This window comes from Pseudoalteromonas sp. PSi26, from assembly GCF_054960575.1.
Map to the genome: position 1 here is coordinate 49,066 of NZ_JBHNYT010000004.1, position 18,177 is coordinate 67,242.

Annotated in this window: 16 protein-coding genes and 1 pseudogene; 7 read left to right on the top strand and 10 right to left on the bottom strand. The window is 41.0% G+C overall.

All coding sequences use genetic code 11. The annotated features are described in order from the left end of the window. Position 1: 1 nt before the first annotated feature. The 6 genes and pseudogenes from ACFI34_RS05560 to ACFI34_RS05585 form a co-directional block, all read right to left on the bottom strand. Entirely contained in the window at positions 2–826 is an 825-nt protein-coding gene (locus ACFI34_RS05560) for a sulfite exporter TauE/SafE family protein (protein ID WP_462672717.1), read from the bottom strand. An 11-nt stretch (positions 827–837) separates the two neighbouring features. After that, a complete protein-coding gene (locus tag ACFI34_RS05565) occupies positions 838–2,403 on the bottom strand; it encodes a gamma-glutamyltransferase family protein (protein ID WP_462672718.1) in 1,566 nt (521 codons plus the stop codon). Next, entirely contained in the window at positions 2,400–3,608 is a 1,209-nt protein-coding gene (locus ACFI34_RS05570; RefSeq protein WP_462672719.1) for an amidase family protein, read from the bottom strand. Before ACFI34_RS05570 ends, ACFI34_RS05565 begins: the two co-directional genes overlap by 4 nt. A gap of 333 nt (positions 3,609–3,941) precedes the next feature. Then, positions 3,942–4,427, bottom strand: coding sequence for a putative 4-hydroxy-4-methyl-2-oxoglutarate aldolase (locus ACFI34_RS05575; RefSeq protein WP_462672720.1), 486 nt, complete (start codon positions 4,425–4,427; stop codon positions 3,942–3,944). A 3-nt stretch (positions 4,428–4,430) separates the two neighbouring features. Next, the gene (locus tag ACFI34_RS05580; protein ID WP_462672721.1) at positions 4,431–5,084 is read right to left on the bottom strand and encodes a TetR family transcriptional regulator C-terminal domain-containing protein; all 654 of its coding nucleotides are present in this window, start codon (positions 5,082–5,084) and stop codon (positions 4,431–4,433) included. 231 nt (positions 5,085–5,315) lie between these two features. Further along, positions 5,316–5,447 (bottom strand): annotated as a pseudogene (locus tag ACFI34_RS05585) (ankyrin repeat domain-containing protein); the annotation flags it as partial. A 129-nt stretch (positions 5,448–5,576) separates the two neighbouring features. Here ACFI34_RS05585 and ACFI34_RS05590 point away from each other — a divergent pair. Together ACFI34_RS05590 and ACFI34_RS05595 are read left to right on the top strand one after the other, a co-directional pair. Then, complete coding sequence (locus tag ACFI34_RS05590; RefSeq protein WP_462672722.1) at positions 5,577–6,494, top strand: carbohydrate kinase family protein; 918 nt, start codon at positions 5,577–5,579, stop codon at positions 6,492–6,494. Between the two features lie 301 nt (positions 6,495–6,795). Then, complete coding sequence (locus ACFI34_RS05595; protein WP_462672723.1) at positions 6,796–8,262, top strand: carbon starvation CstA family protein; 1,467 nt, start codon at positions 6,796–6,798, stop codon at positions 8,260–8,262. 68 nt (positions 8,263–8,330) lie between these two features. Here ACFI34_RS05595 and ACFI34_RS05600 read toward each other — a convergent pair whose 3' ends face one another. Then, the gene (locus ACFI34_RS05600) at positions 8,331–8,858 is read right to left on the bottom strand and encodes a TetR/AcrR family transcriptional regulator (RefSeq protein ID WP_462672724.1); all 528 of its coding nucleotides are present in this window, start codon (positions 8,856–8,858) and stop codon (positions 8,331–8,333) included. Positions 8,859–9,063: 205 nt separating this feature from the next. On the opposite strand from ACFI34_RS05600, the gene ACFI34_RS05605 reads away from it, so the two are divergent. From ACFI34_RS05605 to ACFI34_RS05620, 4 genes are all read left to right on the top strand, one after another. After that, the gene (locus ACFI34_RS05605) at positions 9,064–9,687 is read left to right on the top strand and encodes a glutathione S-transferase family protein (protein WP_462672725.1); all 624 of its coding nucleotides are present in this window, start codon (positions 9,064–9,066) and stop codon (positions 9,685–9,687) included. 77 nt (positions 9,688–9,764) lie between these two features. Continuing rightward, a complete protein-coding gene (locus ACFI34_RS05610) occupies positions 9,765–10,457 on the top strand; it encodes a cupin domain-containing protein (RefSeq protein WP_462672726.1) in 693 nt (230 codons plus the stop codon). Between the two features lie 103 nt (positions 10,458–10,560). Then, a complete protein-coding gene (locus ACFI34_RS05615) occupies positions 10,561–10,941 on the top strand; it encodes a SpoIIAA family protein (RefSeq protein WP_462672727.1) in 381 nt (126 codons plus the stop codon). 170 nt (positions 10,942–11,111) lie between these two features. Next, on the top strand, positions 11,112–11,516 hold the full coding sequence (locus ACFI34_RS05620) for a hypothetical protein (RefSeq protein ID WP_462672728.1): 405 nt from the start codon (positions 11,112–11,114) through the stop codon (positions 11,514–11,516). A gap of 95 nt (positions 11,517–11,611) precedes the next feature. On the opposite strand, the gene ACFI34_RS05625 is transcribed toward ACFI34_RS05620, so the two are convergent. The 3 genes from ACFI34_RS05625 to ACFI34_RS05635 form a co-directional block, all read right to left on the bottom strand. After that, complete coding sequence (locus ACFI34_RS05625) at positions 11,612–12,559, bottom strand: carbohydrate kinase family protein (protein WP_462672729.1); 948 nt, start codon at positions 12,557–12,559, stop codon at positions 11,612–11,614. Between the two features lie 127 nt (positions 12,560–12,686). Next, on the bottom strand, positions 12,687–15,083 hold the full coding sequence (locus tag ACFI34_RS05630; protein WP_462672730.1) for a TonB-dependent siderophore receptor: 2,397 nt from the start codon (positions 15,081–15,083) through the stop codon (positions 12,687–12,689). A 167-nt stretch (positions 15,084–15,250) separates the two neighbouring features. After that, a complete protein-coding gene (locus tag ACFI34_RS05635) occupies positions 15,251–16,480 on the bottom strand; it encodes an MFS transporter (protein ID WP_462672731.1) in 1,230 nt (409 codons plus the stop codon). A gap of 176 nt (positions 16,481–16,656) precedes the next feature. Between ACFI34_RS05635 and gtfA the strand changes: the two genes are divergently transcribed. Beyond that, positions 16,657–18,126: a sucrose phosphorylase gene (gene gtfA / locus ACFI34_RS05640; RefSeq protein ID WP_305472896.1), complete on the top strand. Its 1,470-nt coding sequence runs from the start codon at positions 16,657–16,659 to the stop codon at positions 18,124–18,126. Positions 18,127–18,177 lie beyond the last annotated feature (51 nt).

Sequence of the window (18,177 nt, forward strand, 5' to 3'; positions counted from 1 at the left end):
TTTAGGCTCCGAGAGTCTGAATAAGCATGCGAATGCCCGTTATCATTAATACAACGGCAAAAGCGCGTTTTAATTGTTTTTGATCTAGCTTGCTACCAATTTTTACGCCAATAGGCGCAAACAAAATAGTCAGCGGAATAATAAGAAAAAAGGCAGGGAGGTTAACTAACCCCCACGTACCTAGGGGAGCATCGGTTGGCGTGGTGCCAATACTTAATAAGGTAATTACGCCCGGTAGCGCAATCAATAAGCCAAATACGGCTGCAGTGCCTACGGCAACATGGGCACGTACGTTAAATGCGCTAAGCATGGGCACACCAATTGTGCCGCCGCCAATGCCTATCATTACCGATAAGCCACCAACAATACTTGCCATTATGCCTTGGCCAAATTTACCTGGTAACTTACTTACAAGGGCAGGGGCGCCGGCTCTAAATAACATGTTAAGGCTAACTAAAATAGCAATACACGCAAACATAAGTACCAGTGCATTACCACGTATTGAGTGCGCTAAGTAGCTGCCTACAACGGCCATTGCTAAAATAAACGGCGCCCAGTATTTAATTAAAGCAAGGTCAATGTTTCCCTTTGCATGGTGCGAGCGAATAGATGAAATAGACGTAGGCACTATGGTGGCAAGCGATGTCGCGGTGGCTATCATCATGGCCGACTCAGGGCTTACGCCAAACCCTTGTAGTAAAAAATACAGTACAGGTACGATAACAATACCGCCGCCTACACCAAAAAGGCCTGCTAAAATACCTGCAAAAATGCCGGTTGCTATTAAGGCCACAATAATTGGCCATTGGTTTATTATTTCTGTCATGTGTGTTCCTACTACGTTGATGAAACAGTTGCACGGCCATCAGAGCGAGGATCCGTTGCAGCTTCAAGGGTTGTGGGTGTATCTAAAATTGCACCTGCATGGCCCATCATTTCGTTGTTGTTTTCAACGCTTACCCAGTCGTGTCCGCGTTGATTTAACTCATCTTGTATTTGCAAAGCGAGGCTGTGTTCTATTTTTAAATTTGTGCTGGTGTCGCCCCATGTGCGGCCAAGTAACCAGCGCGGATCGCTTACCGCTTGGTTAATTGACTTATTTCGCCACGCGTATCCGGCAAATACAGCGGCTTGAGTTTGTGGTTGGCCTTCACCACCCATAGTGCCATAGGCAAGGCGTCTGCCATCGTCAAATTTAGCCATAGCCGGGTTAAGGGTATGTGCTGGGCGTTTATTTGGCGCTAGTGCATTGGTATCTTGGTTGTTTAAGCTAAAGCTTAAACCGCGGTTATTCCATACAAACCCGCCTTCGCTCATGAGTATGCCGCTACCAAATTCCCAGTAAATACTTTGAATAAAGCTCACTAGTTGGCCGTTTTTATCGCGTGCTGCCATCCAAACGGTATCGCCGGGCTCAGTATTGAACGGCCATTTTTGGGCGGTATTCATATCAATATTATTGGCAAGCTCGTTTAGGCGATCATCGGTTAGTGCATTTTTGTAATCATCGCCGAGTGCTTCCGGGTCGGCCCAAAGTGTAGGGCGGTGAGTAAAGCTTTGTTTGGTTGCCTCAACAATTAAGTGGGTCCAGTCGGCTTCGGTGTTGGCGTTGTGTTTTAACTTATTGACCGCGCCAATTATTTGCAGCGAATGCACACCTTGTGTAGGTGCCGGTAAGTTATAGCAATTAATACCCGACAAATTAGCGCTCAGTGGGGCAACTACATCGGCTTGTGTATTGGCAATGTCGGCTGGGGTAATAATGCTACCTGCGTTTGCTAAATCGGCCGCAAATGAGTCAGCTAAAGGCCCTTGATAAAACGCATTTAAGCCATGTTTAGCTAAATTCTCAAAGGTATTGGCAAGTTTTGGGTTTTTAAAGTGTTGCCCTGCTTGTAACGGTTTACCGTTGGGAATGTATAGCGCTTTAAAGGCATCGTTGGTATTAGCAACCGTTGCTAGTTTTTCGCAACCTGCTTGAAGGCTTTTGGTAACAGTAAAACCTTCGCGGGCAAGCTTAATAGCGGGGCCTAAAATGGTACTTAATGGCAGGGCTGCGTGTTCATCTACCTCAAGGGCTTTTTGCCAGCCGCGGAGCGTAGCTGCTTGAGTAAGCGCGCTTAAACCGCCGCGCTCTGGTATTTGTTGCTCATTGCTGTAGGCGCTGATGTCGTTTGGTGCGCGCCCGCAGGCATCAATTGCTGTAGGGGTATTTTGATTTGGGTTATCAATAAGCCAGAAGCTGTCGCCACCAATTGAGTTCATATGAGGGTAAACCACGCTAATAGCAGCGGCTGCTGCTACCATTGCTTCTGATGCCGTGCCGCCTTGTTTTAATATTAATGTGCCCGCCTCTGTTGCAGCAAAGTGCGGGGCTGTAAATGCAATGTTGTGTGCGTTCATGTGAGAGTTTCCTGTTTAAAATATGCAGCTAATTGTGTTGCGCAGGCAAGTAAGCTTTTATCGTTGTTATGGCTCATCATGAGTGAAAACCCATAAGGGTGGCCATTATCTAAATTAGCCAATGGTAAGTGAACCTGTGCCGAGCGGCTCAAGCCCGCAATAGCAGATAAAGTTATAATTTGCATGCGCAGTGCGCTTGTGTCGGCGCCCAATTTAGGTGCGGTTGTTGGCGTGGTTGGCAAAAATAAGCAGCTGTTTGAGTTTAAGTTTTTAGCGATTAATGTTTGCCACTCGGTTTGTATATTAAGTGCTTCTTGTTCTTCTTGGGCAGTTAGTGCCAGTGCCATTTTAAAACGGGCTGCAATTGCCGGAGCAAACTGGGGAGGGTGCCCTGGCAATTGAAGCCAATCTTTATGCGCTTTAGCTATAGCACGACCTTGCAGTATTCTAAAGCTATCGGCAAGTTCGCTTAAAATGCTGTTTTTCGGCAGCGCAAATTCTTTGTGGTGTTTAAAATAAGGTTTGGTTTTTTCTAGTAGTTGCTTAATAGGTGCTTGCAAGTCTGGGCTTACTAGCTCAAATAACGGCTCGCAAATAACCAAGGTATTTACGCTACTCACCGTTTGATTTGGTAGCAATAAGTCGCCTACTTTTTCTAATAGTTCTGCGCTTTGGGTAAGCCAACCAATGGTATCAAAAGGCGGTGCTAGCGGGATTAGGCCGTCTTTTTCAATTACGTTATGGCTTGGCCTAATGCCAAATAAGCCGCAGTAACTTGCGGGTATTCTAATTGAGCCGCCGGTATCGGTGCCCAACCCAATGTCAGCTAAATTGCCGGCTACCGCGGCGGCTGAGCCCATACTTGAACCCCCACACGCGTGCCCTTTTAATTTAGGGTTTTGTGCTGCGCCATAATGAATATTATTACCTTCTAAGCTGTAAGCAAGTTCGTCGGTATGGGTAAAGCCTGTAAAAATACAACCCGCATCCATTAATTTGTTTACGCTACTTGCGGTTTGTTTAGCTGGTGGATGTGTTTTAAACCAGCGTGGATTACCTGCACTGTTTTTATGCTCTTTAACGGCAAATACATCTTTTACGGCAATGCGCTTAGTATTTAGTGTGCCTGTTTGTTTTGATTGCCAATTACTCGGTCCATGATCACAAAATATGCCTGTGTTTTTAGTTTTTGATTGCGTGTTCATTTTGTAACCTATGAAATAAAACTGACCAAATGGTTATTTACTAATTTTAAATTGATTAAAAGAGACTGTTGTCGTTATTTTTTTAAGTTCATTACGTAATATATTATTTTATTTACAAAGTATTCATTGCACTTTTAATTGGTGACTTTGGTTTTAGCAAACTTAGTATAAGCAAAACAGATGCCAAAACTCTGTTCTTGTCCGATTGGTCAGGTTTTTAGGCGTTGCAGAGGGGTATTTATAATTTTAACGTTTGAGAATGGGTGTTTTTAAGCGTAAAACAAACCAGTTTGGTGCATTGTTGCACCAAGTTGGTTTGTTTTTTCCATGAGCTTATTTAATAAGGGGGGTTTTACTAATTATTAGGCCATTAACGTCACCGTACAACCAATCGTTTGGCGCTATTGCGGTGCCTAGCATATTGATAGCTTGGTCTTTATCGCCAAAACCGCGCTTAAGAGTGCTGCGAGGGGTTGAACCAAGGGCCATTACCGGTAAATCCATTGTTGCAAGTATTTCTATATCGCGGCAACAACCATTTATTACAACACCTTCCCAGTTATTTTGTAGCGCGCGTTCGGCCATAATGTCGCCAATAAAAGCAAAGCGTTTGCTAGCAAATCCATCAATTACTAACACTTTCCCTTTACCATCTTGATGAAGAACATCGGCGGCAAACGAGTTGTCTTCTGGGCAGGTTACCGTTACTGCTTGGCCACTAAAGGTGGTTTTTTTACCAAAGTGGCGCAAGCCACTATCTGCTACTTGAACCGAATTGCGGTGATCGTCGAATAGGTCGGGGGTTGTAAAGTTTTCCATGTGTTAGCTCTCATTTTGAACGGGTATTTTTAAGCCAATACCTTTTAAAATTATGTGGGCAATTGATTGTGTTATTTGTGCCACGTCGGTTTCGTCATATTCAAGTTTATTCATTACTAAAAGTACTTCTGCCTGAAAGTCAGCGTAGTATTGTGTTGTTGACCAAATAGTAAATAAAAGGTGATGAGGGTCTACTTGGTCTATTTTTTTTGCGTCCATCCAGGACTGAAACACATCAATTTTTTGTTTAACCCAAGGGCGGGTATTTGTTCTAAAGTAGTTTTGTAAATACGGTGCGCCCCGTAAAATTTCATTGGCAAATAAACGAGATTGTAGAGGTTGGTTTACGGCAAGTATTACTTTACTTTTTATGTAGTTATAAAGCACTACAGCAGGATCGTCTTCAGCGGTGACGTTATCAAGGCCTAAGTTCCAGTTTGCTATTATTCGGTCTATCACGGCTTCGTAAAGGCCATCTTTGCTTTTGAAGTAATACAGTATGTTAGCTTTAGGCACGTTCGCTTCTTTTGCAACCATACTCATGCTTGCACCGTCATACCCATTAAGAGAAAACAATTGCTCGGCAGCATTTAAAATAAGCAGTTGGTTTTTTTCCCGAGTGACTTCTTTTTTATTTGGTTTTGTTTGTGTGGTCATTATTTATTATGCGAGTTTAACGTGTTGATTGATTGTAGCTTTACTGACCGAAAGGTCAATTACTAAAGTAGCTTCAACACTTCAATACACACATTAGCTAATGCTTCGACTAATGACGTTTACTATTTTATTTTGAACTTTACTAAGCCCACTGGATTACAAATCTCGCGCCCTGATCAAATAACGCCCAGTTTATAAACGTGTTAATTCACAAAGATCAACAGCCCCTTGTTATTTCTTTTCATTATTTACCTGTGCTAATAAGTCGAGCACTTTTTGTTGGCCAAAAGTTTGTGCAAATTGCTCGGCTGTTTGTCCTGCTTTATTTCGGTGGGCGTTATCGCAATCAAGGCTAACAAGCTTATTTGGTGATTTAAACACGCAAAGCGCATTTACGTCTCACTACAAAAACAATGTAGACGCGTTATACGCACCTGCAAGTAAAATTAAAGCAATTATGAAAAACGTGCTTGAGCCTAAAGGTAACTAATAATGAGCATTTTAATTGATTCTAAACAAGGTAAAGACGTAAGCGTAAGTTGCTTTGGCGAAGTGCTATGGGACTGTTTTGACTCTGGTAAACGTTTAGGTGGCGCACCTCTGAATATGTGTGTACGTATTAACTCGCTTGGTATTAAAGCCGACATGATAAGCGCTGTAGGTAACGATAAGTTAGGTGCTGAGCTTTTAAGCGAAATTAAAAGCAAAGGCGTAAGTTGCGATTATATTGCTGTTAATAACGACAAAAAAACCAGCACCGTACAAGTTACTCTCGATAAAAGCGGTTCAGCCAGTTACGAAATAGTAGCCGACACTGCGTGGGATAACATTGAGCTTACTGACTCACTTATTGAAAAAGTACAAGCCAGTGATGTATTTGTATTTGGCAGCCTAATTGGCCAAAGCGAAGCCTCTCTTGCTACGCTAAACCAATTAGTTGATGTAGCTAACTTTAAAGTGTTTGACGTAAATTTACGTGCGCCACACTACACGTTAGACACATTAGTAGATTTAATGAATAAAGCAGATTTTATCAAGTTAAACGATGAAGAGCTTTACGAAATTGCCAAAGCAATGGGCTGTAAGTTCCATTCGCTTGAGCAAAACTTAGCGTTTATTGCACAGCAAACTAACACTGAATATTTATGTGTAACCAAAGGCAGTCACGGCGCACTGTTAAAGGTTAAGGGCCAAAATTATTACAATTCAGGCTATTTAATTAGTGTTGTAGACACAGTGGGTGCTGGGGATTCATTCTTAGGTTCATTGATATATCAGTTATGTAGTAGCGATTGTGCTCAGCATGCGGTTGATTTTGCCTGTGCGGTAGGGGCTATGGTTGCAGAAAGTGCAGGTGCTACACCTACATTGACTCATGAAAAAATTAACGAATTTATGCGTCCTCTTTAAAAAAATTGTGTGTTGAAAGCGGCTTAAGCAATGTGCTTAGCCGCTTTTTTTTGTCTAAAAATAGTGTGGTAAACACACATTGTGAACGCTTAAACAGCTGCATTCGTCAGGTTTATAAACGAGCTTTCAAATTACTTCATAAAGTGAACAAATCATGAGCGATTGCGACTAAGGTATTAGCTAAACGTCTAATTGTTTGTCACAAACAGCTTTGATACTGTTCTGAGGTTATTAGGTCAACATAATGCGGAGCGATTCACACTGCGCTTCTAAATACACATACAAAAGAGAAACGTGCTTTATGATTATCTTTTTTATTTGCCTCACCATATTAATTTTGGGATATAAGTTTTATAGCCCATTTGTAGAAAAACAAGCAGGCATGGATTCAACGGTTGATACACCACAAAAACGCTTTAGTGAAGGTGTTGATTACGTGGCTATTCACCCTGTTCGTGCTTTTTTAATTCAATTTTTAAATATTGCGGGTGTGGGTCCAATTTTTGGCCCTATACTGGGCGCTTTATATGGTCCGGTTGCGCTTGTATGGATTGTGTTAGGAAATGTATTAGGTGGCGCTGTTCACGACTTTTTCTCAGGTGTAATGAGTATAAAAGAAGACGGTAAAAGCTTACCTGAAATAGCTGGTCACTATTACAATGTTGTATTTAAAGGCTTTATGCTTATTTTCACCGCAATGCTGTTATTTTTTGTTGGTGTAGTATTCATAATGAGCCCAGCGGGTTTACTTAGTAACTTAAATTTATTTGAAGGTACATTTTTAGCCAATAATACTTTTTGGGTATTGGCTATTTTGGCTTATTACTTTTTAGCGACGCTGTTACCAATTGATAAGATCATTACACGCTTTTACCCTATTTTTGGTTTGTTAATGATTGTAATGACAGTCGCTGTTGCCGTGTCGTTACTTATTAACGCGCCACATTTACCGGTTGCTGGCGACTTTTTGGCGTATTTTGAAGCCGATCACGCGCATGACTTTTTAGCACCAAACCCCGACGGGTTACCAACTTGGCCCCTATTATTCATAACCATTACCTGTGGTGCTATTAGTGGTTTTCATTCAACGCAAGCACCTATTATTGCTCGTTGCTTAACAAACGAAAAATATGTACGCCCGGTGTATTACGGTGCCATGATGTGTGAAGGCATAGTTGGTTGTGTTTGGGCATTGGCTGGTATTGCGGCTTTCCCTGAAGGTTATGCTGGTTTAAAAGCAATGCTTGATCAAGGTGGTCCTGGCTTAGTTGTAAACCATATTGCAAATAGTTACTTAGGTGTATTTGGCGGTATTATGGCAATTATTGCGGTTGCTGTTTTCCCTATTACCTCAGGCGACACCGCATTTCGTTCACTGCGCTTAACGGTAGTTGATGCCTTTAATATTCCGCAAAGTATACGTAATCGTCTGTTGTTGGCTTTGCCTATTCTAACTATTGCTTACTTTATGACTAAGTTGGATTTTTCATTAATTTGGCGTTACTTTGCGTTTTCAAATATGTTGCTTTCTACCAGTGTACTATGGCTTGCTACTAAGTATTTGTTTGACCGTGGTACCTTTCATTGGATTGTCAGTGTTCCTGCGGTAATTGCAACGGCTGTGACCTTGTCGTATATCACAACAGCTGCAATTGGTTTTAACTTATCGAGCGATTTAGGTAAACCCATAGGTGCAGGGGTCGCGGTGGTTGGCCTGATCATACTTGCCATTGTGCATGCTAAGCATAAACCGAGCCCAGCAGTTTAAATAATTTCTGTGTAAAACTAAAAAGCGAGCTATTTAAGCTCGCTTTTTTTATGCGCTAAAACGTGTGGTTAATTACTATCTCGCGTTGCTAAATCAAAGTAGCTGTGATCCTCGAGTGTTTTACTGATCATCATTGCACCCTCAAGCATACTTACCGTTTGAATAGCTGCTTTTTGTGGGTTTTGTTCACCGTTGACCGAATGCGCTGCGCTTAGCCAGGTTAAATTTTGAGTGAAAAAGCGCTTTACTTCTTCACGTACTTTTTCAGGTAAGCTGTCACTCTCGGCGCCAAGTAAACCGCATAAGCACATTTTTTTATCGGTCACCAATGCGAGTCTAAATAGTGACGTATAAAAGTCGATAGGGTTTTTACCTTGTGCTTTTAACTCAGCGGGCTCCCCTAATGAAAGCAAAAACGCATCAGTATATTGATGTGCAAGCTCTGCGCCCAAGTCGGCTTTAGTAGGGAAGTGATAATGTACACTGGCGCTTTTTATACCTACTTCGTTAGCAAGTTCTCTAAAGCTAAAATTGCTGTATCCGCCTAGGCGTACTTTATTTTCTGCCGCTTTGAGTAGGGCCTCTTTTTTGCTCATACATCTTCATCCTATTGTTGACAACAAAATTATCGACCAGTAGGTAGTTATTTTCAAGCCTTAATATTTTTATAAATAAAATATTAAGTTTCATGCGGTTAGCTAATACCCTGCTTATGTCGTTATTTTAAAGTTTGACTTAGTTTGGTATAGAGAATATAAATACCTATCAATAGATAGGTTAATTAAAGAAAGGTCACACTCAATGAAAATTTATGATGTAGAAAACTTTCCAAATCCGCTTCGCGTTCGTATTGCGCTAGCAGAGAAAAATGCGACAACTGAAATTGAATTTATTCCGGTAGACTTGCTTAATGGTGAACATCGGACAGAGGCTTTTTTAGCTAAAAACCCATTGGCTGGTGTGCCAGTGTTAGAGCTTGATGACGGAACATTTATATCAGAATGCACGGCAATTACTGAATATATTGATGCTGCTTTTACAGGACCATCATTGATGGGCACTACGGCAAAAGAGCGCGCAGTAATAAATATGATGCAAAAACGTGCTGAGTCTATGGTACTTGATGCTGTTGCAACGTATTTTCATCATGCTACTGATGGATTAGGGCCAGAGCTTGAAACATATCAAAATATTGCATGGGGCGAAAAGCAAGGTGAAAAGGCGCGTACTAGCCTAAATTATTTTAACGATATACTTGCTAAATCAAGGTTTGTTGCGGGCGATAATTTTAGTATTGCCGATATAACCCTTTACGCTGGATTAGTGTTTGCAGGGTTTGCCAATATTGCGCTACCGAATCATTTAACTCATTTGCTAGCGTGGCAAAAAGCAGTTGCAGCTCGACCAAGCGTAGCGGGCTTATAAGTAAATGTGGGTTCAATAGGCCAATTAAACTCGGTATATTGAGCTTAATTGGCAAAACAAAAATTTAAGGGGCAAGCATGAAAATAGCAGCCGACTTTAGTCAGCGTATAGTGGTGAACAGTAATACATTACCTTGGGTAAAATCGCCTATGGCAGGCGTTGATAGGCGACCTCTTGATCGTATAGGCGATGAGGTTGCGCGTGCAACGAGTATTGTTCGTTATGCACCAGGTAGTGAGTTTTCGCCACATGTTCATACCGGCGGGGAGGAGTTTGTTGTGTTAGAGGGGGTTTTTCAGGATGAACATGGCGATTTTCCTGCTGGCTCGTACATCAGAAACCCGCCGCAATCACAACATAAGCCGGGTTCAAAAGAGGGGTGTATTATTTTTGTTAAGCTTTGGCAGTTTCAGCCACAGGATAGAACACACGTTCGGTTGCAAACTCACTTTATGGGCAGCGTTGAACACCCAACACAACAAGGGGTCGCGGTAACACCTTTATACAAAGATGAGTTTGAGGAAGTTAGCTTAATTCATTTAGCGCCTAATGCGCAGTTTGTTTTAGAAGCTGAATACGGAGCTGAATTGTTAGTAATTGAAGGCACCGTAACAGAAGGGCAAGATTTACTTGAAAAAAATAGCTGGTTGCGTACGCCTGTGAACTCTAATGTTTTAGCAAAAGCAGGCAAGCTGGGTGCTAAGTTATGGGTTAAAGAAGGGCATTTAAACGATGTAGATAACCAAATTGCGCGAGTGCAGCAAGCTTAACTAACTTAAGCTCAGGTTAAATACGGTTTTGTTGATTTGCTTCATCATTGATTAAGATAAAGTGCTTTATGCTCAAAACTTACTATAAGAGTGAGCAAATGTAATGGAAAATTTAACTCCTAGGTTAACACTTGACATAGAAGGCGCTGGACGCGAAATTTTTATAACCTTAAAAGCCGTGGGTGATTTAAAGCATGCTGATTACAATTCAATTATCCCTAAAATTGAAGCGGCACTTTTAAAGGTGAACAACCCTATTATTAATTTATTTATAGACGGCATTGAATTAAAGGGCGTGGGTTTTAAATCGATATTTGACGATTTAAATTTAGGGATAAAGCATAATAAAGCGCTAAGTAAAGTGGCTATTTACGGTAATAAAACATGGCAAGCAACCGCAGCAAACATTGCAAATGGTATTATTTGTGGTGAAGTGGCTTACTTTGAAAATGCCACTGCGGCAATTGACTGGCTTGAACACTAGTTTTAAATAGGTTTATTATTTTGGGCTCAGGGCAGTGTTATTAGACTAAAGTCTATAGGTTAGATTTCTTCACTTATTAGTTTTGTTTTTATCGTTTGTCGGTTTTATTGGGATCCTCTAAAGTTCAGTTGTCGGCAACAAGCACGACTTAACTAAACAGGATTATGACCATGAAAACACTTATCAAAACTATCGCTCTTGGCTCACTATTAACATGTTCAGCTGCTGCAATGGCTGATCAAAGTGATTACAAATTAATGGTTATTGAAGCGCAAACCGCACCGCAGCCGCTTGAGCAATCTTTTAATAGCTGCGCACTTAATGTTAAGTCAAAAAATTACGCTGAAGCTGATAAAATTTGTACTAAAGCAATTGCACTTTTACAAGATGCCGATGCCCCTAAATTTAAAGTTCGTGAGCTTACATCATTCGCGCTAAGTAACCGTGGTGTAGCGCGCCTAAAAGCCAAAAACGAAACGGCCGGCCTTGCTGACCTATACGAAGCAAAACAACTATCTAACAATGATATGGTATCGCACAACTTAACACGTGCTAAAGAAGAGCTTGCCCTGTAAGCCCTTAAATTAGTAATTGTTAAAAAGCCCCTGTAGGTATTTACCTACAGGGGCTTTTTTAGATTTACTTTTAAACTACTTCAGAGTGTATTAGCTCAAAGTACATCGTCTAAAACGGGCAATGCAGGAAAAGCACCCTTTGATAAACAGGCTTTTGAGCCACAGCGAAGGCCAAAACTTAATGCGTCTTTAATGACTTGTTTATTATTGAGTTTGTCGCTTAGTAATAGCGTCTCGTTGAAGTGATTTAAGTGATATAACACACCTGCAATAAACGCGTCTCCGGCACTGGTTGTGTCTACTGCGTTAATAATTGGAGCGGCTTCACTTACGTTAAACGTTTTATGGTAAACAGTGGCAGGCTCGGGTCCATCGGTTAAGAAAATTAAACTAACGCCTACCTCTAATAGCGATTGTAGATATTCATCACCTGATTGACTGGTTTGTTCTGCTAAAAAATTTAACTCATCACGTGATAATTTTATAATGTCGCAATGGGCGTAGCAGGCACGCACATTAGGCTCAATATCACGGATGTTATGCCAAAGGCTGTATCGTAAATTTACGTCAAAGCTAACAAGTTTATTATGATTTTTTGCTTGTTTTAAAGCGCTTAATGTTGTGTTTGCAATGGCAATACTTGTTAGCGTATTTGAGCAAAAGTGTAGGGTACTTATTTCACCCCACTGAATTTGCTGTAAATGTTCAGGTGCAAGTAGTATGTCGGCAGTGTTATGGCGGTAAAAATTAAAGCTGCGTTCGCCAGTTTCATCTAAGCTGACAATAACCATCGCTGTTTGCGCATTTTTTATAGTAAATAAATACTCTGTGCTGACATTATAGTGCTTTACTGCGTCAGTAAGTTGTTTTGCAAAGTAATCATCACCCATACCACCACAAAAAGCTGCGTTTCCGCCCAACTTTGCATAACCGACTGCTACGTTTGCAGGTGCGCCGCCTGGAATAGGTAAATAAGCTGTGTTGTGTGAGTCTTGTGGCAACATATCAATAAGCAGCTCGCCAAGGCTTAGTAATTTGGTCATGTTATAAATCCTAAAAAACCTAGCTAAGCTAGGTTAAATTTACGGGAGAGTAATAAAGTTTGAGCTAAGCGAGGAATAAAGCGCTGAAATAAAACTGCATTTCAGCGCTTAACACACTCAGACTCGGTTAGTTAAACGCGTATTTAAGCGTTAATGATGTAGTACGGCCATTAATTGTACGTGCGCGTATAATCCCGTTTGCTGGTACTGAACCTTCCTCTGCTTCTGTAATACCGACTGTGTCAAATAGGTTATTTACATTAAGCGCAAGGCTAAGGTTTTCAGATAGGTCGTAGCTTACAAAGCCATTTACCTGTGTGTAACCATCGAATTTAAGGTCGTTATTGTCTTGAGCGTAAGCGTCAGTTGTACCAATAAAGCTCAGACCTGCTGCCCCTTTCTCATAGCTGTAGCGAGCCATTAGTGAGTAAATTAAATCCGCTTGACGGCGTGGTGTGTTACCTACAACGTCAGGAGATAGCGCATCTTTAGCAATTTCAGCATCAGTCCACGTCAAGTTACCACGAAAATCCCACGCATCCATAAAGTACGTTGATTCAAGTTCAATACCTTTGGCTTCGTACTCACGGTCGAAGAACTTTTGTGATGTTGCTTCAAAGTTTTGTTCTTCAGTTTCTGCGTAGAACGCTGTTGCAAATACCGATAGCGAGTCAAAACGCTTTTTAACACCAAACTCAAATTGATTTACTTCATCAATTGCATCTTCATCAGCTACTGAGCCATCTGTGCGTACTTTACCAAATAAAAGACGATCAGCGTTTGCACGTCCGCCTTTACTGATACGTGCAAATGTTGCAAGGCTAGGGTCTATTTGGTAGTTAGCACCAATTGAGTAAGAAGAGTAGCTCCAGTCGTAATTTACTGGGCTTGAGTTAGCATGATCAATACCGACAACATTCTGCTCGGGTACTGAAATAACACCATCACGGTTCATGTCTACAGTAGAGGTTACTGCTCCTGCGTAATTACCGCGTGCTTCACCGCTGTCATAACGCGCACTTGCATCAATACTCAAGTCACCAAGTTTAGTTGAGAACGCAACATAAGGTGCACGTGTGTCGTATTCAGTGTCGTAGTCGCGCTGACAACAGTTACCCCAAAATGGCGTGCCGTATGCGTATAAACCATTTTCTGAAAACTCAGTGCCGTCGGCAGCCGTTACATTTAACAGTGCTGCGTTGTCACCTTTGAGCTCCATAACATAAGAGTTCCACAACCACGACATCGCTATGTTTTGCGTTGATGCGTAGTAACCAAACGTAAGGCTTGTGTCATCGTCAAACGATTTTGTTAGTTTAAAGTCGTTAACAATAGAGTCAAAGTCATTCATTGTTACGTCAAACGTATGGATGCGCATAGCTAAATCGCCATTGAATGCGTCACCTGTGTTTGCATTGCTCAGTGTTGCTCCTGCTCCACCAATGCTTGCTGCCATTGCTGATGCATCACCTACTTCAGCAGGGAAAACAGAATTAAAGTTTCCGCTAACTGATGACTTACGGAAACGGTTTTCAATACGCCAGTCGTTGTCTAGGTCGAATACAGCTTCAAAGCCAATAGAATCAACATTTGGGTTCATGCCGTCTCGAATGTCACCATTGCTAATTTGGTTTTGCCCATCTAAGCGAACTGTTTTAGTAAATAAAGCTGAATGCGGTGTATCTGACTGAGAATCAAACCCTGGTACTGAATCACCATTTGAGTACATTGGCATTGGAAGGTAGCCCACGCTTTTGTCGTCTAAGTGCTTGTAGTAAAGGCGAACATAGCCGTTATCAAAATCTTTAGTCAGATTGGCTTTGATTTGACCACCTTTATTTGATGTGTAACCCGTTTCACGTGGGCCTTCACCTTGGCGTACAAAGCCACCTACATGAAAGCGAACGCTATCAGTTAAATAAGTACCGTATTCAAAATCAGTACGGACACTATCGAAATCTAGGCCAACAGTGGTTGCAACGCTGCCCGATTCGTTTTCGCCGTTTTTAGAGATAAAGTTGATGATACCGCCCGGTGCATTACTTGCTGCTGTAGACGCTGAACCACCACGAATTGACTCAACCGTTTGTACCGTGTTGTCAAGGCGCATAAAAATATCAGCATTACCAAAAGCGATGTCACCGTATTGCAGTACAGGTAAACCGTCTTCTTGTAACTGTAAAAATTTAGCGCCACCTGATGCAACCGGTAGACCACGAACTGCAATGTTTGCATTACCTTCACCGCCAGTGGACTCTGAACGGATACCCGGAATGATTCTAAATGCTTCAGCGGTAGAGCGAGGTGTTGAAACTTGAACTTGTTCAAGCGAAACACTGCTTACTGAAACGCTTGAAGCCATGATTGTTGTTCGGCGTGGTACACCTGTTACAACGATTGTTTCAAGTCCTTTGTTTTGTGATGCCTCTGGCTGTGTTGTTTCTGCTTCTTGTGCATTAATGCCTTGGCTTACTGCAAGTGCTAATGCACTGATTAAATATAAAGGAGTGTTGTGTGTTGTCATGTGAACGCCTCGTTATGTTGAACCTAAGTGGTTATTTATTTTTACTTAATCGATTAAGTAAAAATAACAAAATTTTTACAAGATGCAAATTATTTTATTAATAATTTGCTCTTTTTTTACTCATCCATTGATTTATAGGGTAATTTTTTTGTTAAATAATTATCAAATTAATTAGTAACTACGTTATTTTGCTCTAAAGCTGATGCTGATGGGTCACGTAAATAATTAAATAGCATAGCCAAAAATAGAATAACTGCAAAACCAGTTGCTAAGTAAAAACCGTAACGCACATGGCCAAAGTAATCACTGATCATACCCATTAAAAGCGGTGCTAATGCTGCTGACAATGCGGTGAAAAATAATATAACGCCAGCTACGGCACCATGTTGTTGAACAGGGAAACAGGAAATACCCTTAGAGTTTAAAGTAGGGTAAACCATTGACATAAATAAACCTGAAAGTGGAAGCAATCCCACAGCCCAATCTACACCGCCAATTAACGTGCCTACATAACATAGTGCTATGCCAAGGCTCAGGTAGGTCATTACGCCTTGCCAACTAAAGCGATTTAGTAACCATACCGCTATAAAACGACCCGCTGCGCGAAGTATAAAGAATATGGTTAGTGCGTAGGTTGCAAGTAATGGCCATGAACCTGTGTAGTCTTGTAGTAGTGTTGGCATCCATACATAAATAGCTACTTCGGTAGCTACATATAATGCGATGGCCATTGAAAAGCCCAGTGCGTAAGGGTTTTTAATCATTTTCATGGTAGTGGCAAGTGAAGCGGGTTTTTCGGTTGTTTTTACAACTGGCGGATAATCTGCTCGCCATGCTAGAAGAGCAAGGATCAAACACATAACACCGGCAATAATGTAAAGGTATGTCCAACTTACATTTTGAACGAGTAAAACACCTACCAGTGCAGGACCAACAATAGCACCTATTCCAAAAAAGCCTTCTACCTTGTTCATTGTTTTGGTGTGTTCTTCGTTACTGTGTGAAATATCACCCAATAAAGCTAATGCACCTGTTTTAAATAAACCGATTGCCAAACCAATACAGCAAAGAAGTACCAAGAAAAAATTAAAACTAGAACTTACTGCAAATAAAAAACAACTCGCAGAAAAAATGAGTAAGCCCAGCATAATGGTTTGCTTTCGGCCAAGGCTGTCGGCTAAAAAGCCTAAAAATAGTCCACTAAAAGCAATTAAAGCCATTGGCGCATAATGAAAGGCACTGGCCTGGGTCATACTTAAGCCAAAGTCTTTTATAAGCTCAGGGATGATCATACCGACCGCATCAGAGGTCATGGCAAACATAAAAAACATCATGTATGTAAGCCAGCGTATTTGTCGCAACGGATCGCCGCTTACTTGTGTGTGTGATTTTGTCATTTTATTTATTCCTCGTTAAATGCAGGCTAATACTCGTTAAGTCAGTTAGTTACTTTATGAAGTATTGCTCGTGCAACGATAGTTGTATGTAAAATTTTTAAAAATTACTTGTAAATTCTTACTCTCTAGTTAAAGATATATCTTAATCGATTAAGTTTCAACATGGTAATCACACAATGATGCAAAACAAAGTTCAATTGATCACATATGCTGATCGAATCACTGGCCAAGACATTAATGCACTCACTACACTTTTAAATGGATCTTTAAAAGGCGTATTTGGCGGTGTGCATTTGTTGCCATTTTATAACCCAATTGACGGCAGTGATGCTGGCTTTGACCCAATAGACCATAGTGAAGTAGATTCAAGAATAGGTTCTTGGGAAGATATTAAAGCGCTTGGTAACAACCATGATTTAATGGCCGACTTAATTGTTAACCATGTTTCGGCGCAATCTTTTCAGTTTCAGGATGTGCTTGCTAAAGGTAAAGCCTCTGAATTTTGGGATTTGTTTTTAACCAAAGAAGACGTATTTCCAAATGGCATGAGCGACGCAGAGCAAAAAGCAATTTATCGCCCTCGCCCTGGTAGTTGTTTTACACCAATGAAATGTGGTGATGGCGAAACGTACGATTTTTGGACTACATTTACCGATAATCAAATTGACATTAATGTAAAGGTAGAGGCTGGCGTTGCGTATTTAAATAATGTACTCACCAAGTTCTCTGCTAACAATGTAAATATTATTCGCTTAGATGCAGCGGGTTACGCTATTAAGCAAGCGGGTACTAACTGTTTTATGCTAGATGAAACGTTTGGCTACTTAGATAACTTATCTAAGCAAGCAAATGAATTAGGTATGGAAACAATTGCTGAAATACACAGCCATTATCAAACTCAGGTTGAAGTGGCTAAACGCGTAAACATGGTTTATGACTTTGCACTGCCGCCGCTTATTTTACATAGCTTGTTTAATAACGACGTTGATGCACTTTTAAAGTGGCTAAAAATATCACCACGTAACTGTTTAACTGTACTCGATACACATGACGGCATTGGTATTATTGATGCTGGGCCAATGGGCGACAAACCCGGTCTATTAAACGCTGAGCAAATTGATAACCTTGTTGAAACAATGCATGCAAACAGTAATAACGAAAGCCGACAAGCAACTGGAGCTGCAGCCAGTAATGTTGATTTGTACCAAGTTAACTGTACTTATTACAACGCATTGGGGGCAAAAGATTTTGATTATTTATTGTCTCGCGCCATTCAGTTTTTTGCACCAGGTGTTCCACAAGTTTACTACGGTGGTTTATTTGCATGCGAAAACGACATGGAGCTTTTAGCCAAAACAAATGTTGGCCGTGATATTAACCGCCCATATTTAAATGCAGATAAAATAAGCGAATCACTTGATAAGCCCGTTGTAAAAGGCTTAATTGAACTGATTAAAATTCGTAACGAACACCCTGCGTTCTCTGGTGAGTTTTCAGCGCAAGGTGAAGGCGGTATGTGTTGTTTAACGTGGCAACTTGGTGAGCAATCTATTTCATTAAGTGTAGATTTTGAAGCAAGAACCGCCCTTATAACGCAAGTAAATGGTGATGAAGAAACATCGATAAGTTTAGATTCTTTATTGTAACGAATAGAGTTTTGCTGAACAAAAAGCCAAGCTAGTTAGCTTGGCTTTTTT

What these genes read in the sequence shown, in the direction of transcription:
- ACFI34_RS05595 (WP_462672723.1), top strand. Translation starts at nt 6,796, where the DNA reads ATGATTATCTTTTTTATTTGCCTCACCATATTAATTTTGGGATATAAG.
- ACFI34_RS05625 (WP_462672729.1), bottom strand. Translation starts at nt 12,559, where the DNA reads ATGACCAAATTACTAAGCCTTGGCGAGCTGCTTATTGATATGTTGCCA.
- ACFI34_RS05630 (WP_462672730.1), bottom strand. Translation starts at nt 15,083, where the DNA reads ATGACAACACACAACACTCCTTTATATTTAATCAGTGCATTAGCACTT.
- ACFI34_RS05615 (WP_462672727.1), top strand. Translation starts at nt 10,561, where the DNA reads ATGGAAAATTTAACTCCTAGGTTAACACTTGACATAGAAGGCGCTGGA.
- ACFI34_RS05605 (WP_462672725.1), top strand. Translation starts at nt 9,064, where the DNA reads ATGAAAATTTATGATGTAGAAAACTTTCCAAATCCGCTTCGCGTTCGT.
- ACFI34_RS05565 (WP_462672718.1), bottom strand. Translation starts at nt 2,403, where the DNA reads ATGAACGCACACAACATTGCATTTACAGCCCCGCACTTTGCTGCAACA.
- ACFI34_RS05575 (WP_462672720.1), bottom strand. Translation starts at nt 4,427, where the DNA reads ATGGAAAACTTTACAACCCCCGACCTATTCGACGATCACCGCAATTCG.
- ACFI34_RS05600 (WP_462672724.1), bottom strand. Translation starts at nt 8,858, where the DNA reads ATGAGCAAAAAAGAGGCCCTACTCAAAGCGGCAGAAAATAAAGTACGC.
- ACFI34_RS05590 (WP_462672722.1), top strand. Translation starts at nt 5,577, where the DNA reads ATGAGCATTTTAATTGATTCTAAACAAGGTAAAGACGTAAGCGTAAGT.
- ACFI34_RS05560 (WP_462672717.1), bottom strand. Translation starts at nt 826, where the DNA reads ATGACAGAAATAATAAACCAATGGCCAATTATTGTGGCCTTAATAGCA.
- ACFI34_RS05635 (WP_462672731.1), bottom strand. Translation starts at nt 16,480, where the DNA reads ATGACAAAATCACACACACAAGTAAGCGGCGATCCGTTGCGACAAATA.
- ACFI34_RS05610 (WP_462672726.1), top strand. Translation starts at nt 9,765, where the DNA reads ATGAAAATAGCAGCCGACTTTAGTCAGCGTATAGTGGTGAACAGTAAT.
- ACFI34_RS05580 (WP_462672721.1), bottom strand. Translation starts at nt 5,084, where the DNA reads ATGACCACACAAACAAAACCAAATAAAAAAGAAGTCACTCGGGAAAAA.
- ACFI34_RS05620 (WP_462672728.1), top strand. Translation starts at nt 11,112, where the DNA reads ATGAAAACACTTATCAAAACTATCGCTCTTGGCTCACTATTAACATGT.
- gtfA (WP_305472896.1), top strand. Translation starts at nt 16,657, where the DNA reads ATGATGCAAAACAAAGTTCAATTGATCACATATGCTGATCGAATCACT.
- ACFI34_RS05570 (WP_462672719.1), bottom strand. Translation starts at nt 3,608, where the DNA reads ATGAACACGCAATCAAAAACTAAAAACACAGGCATATTTTGTGATCAT.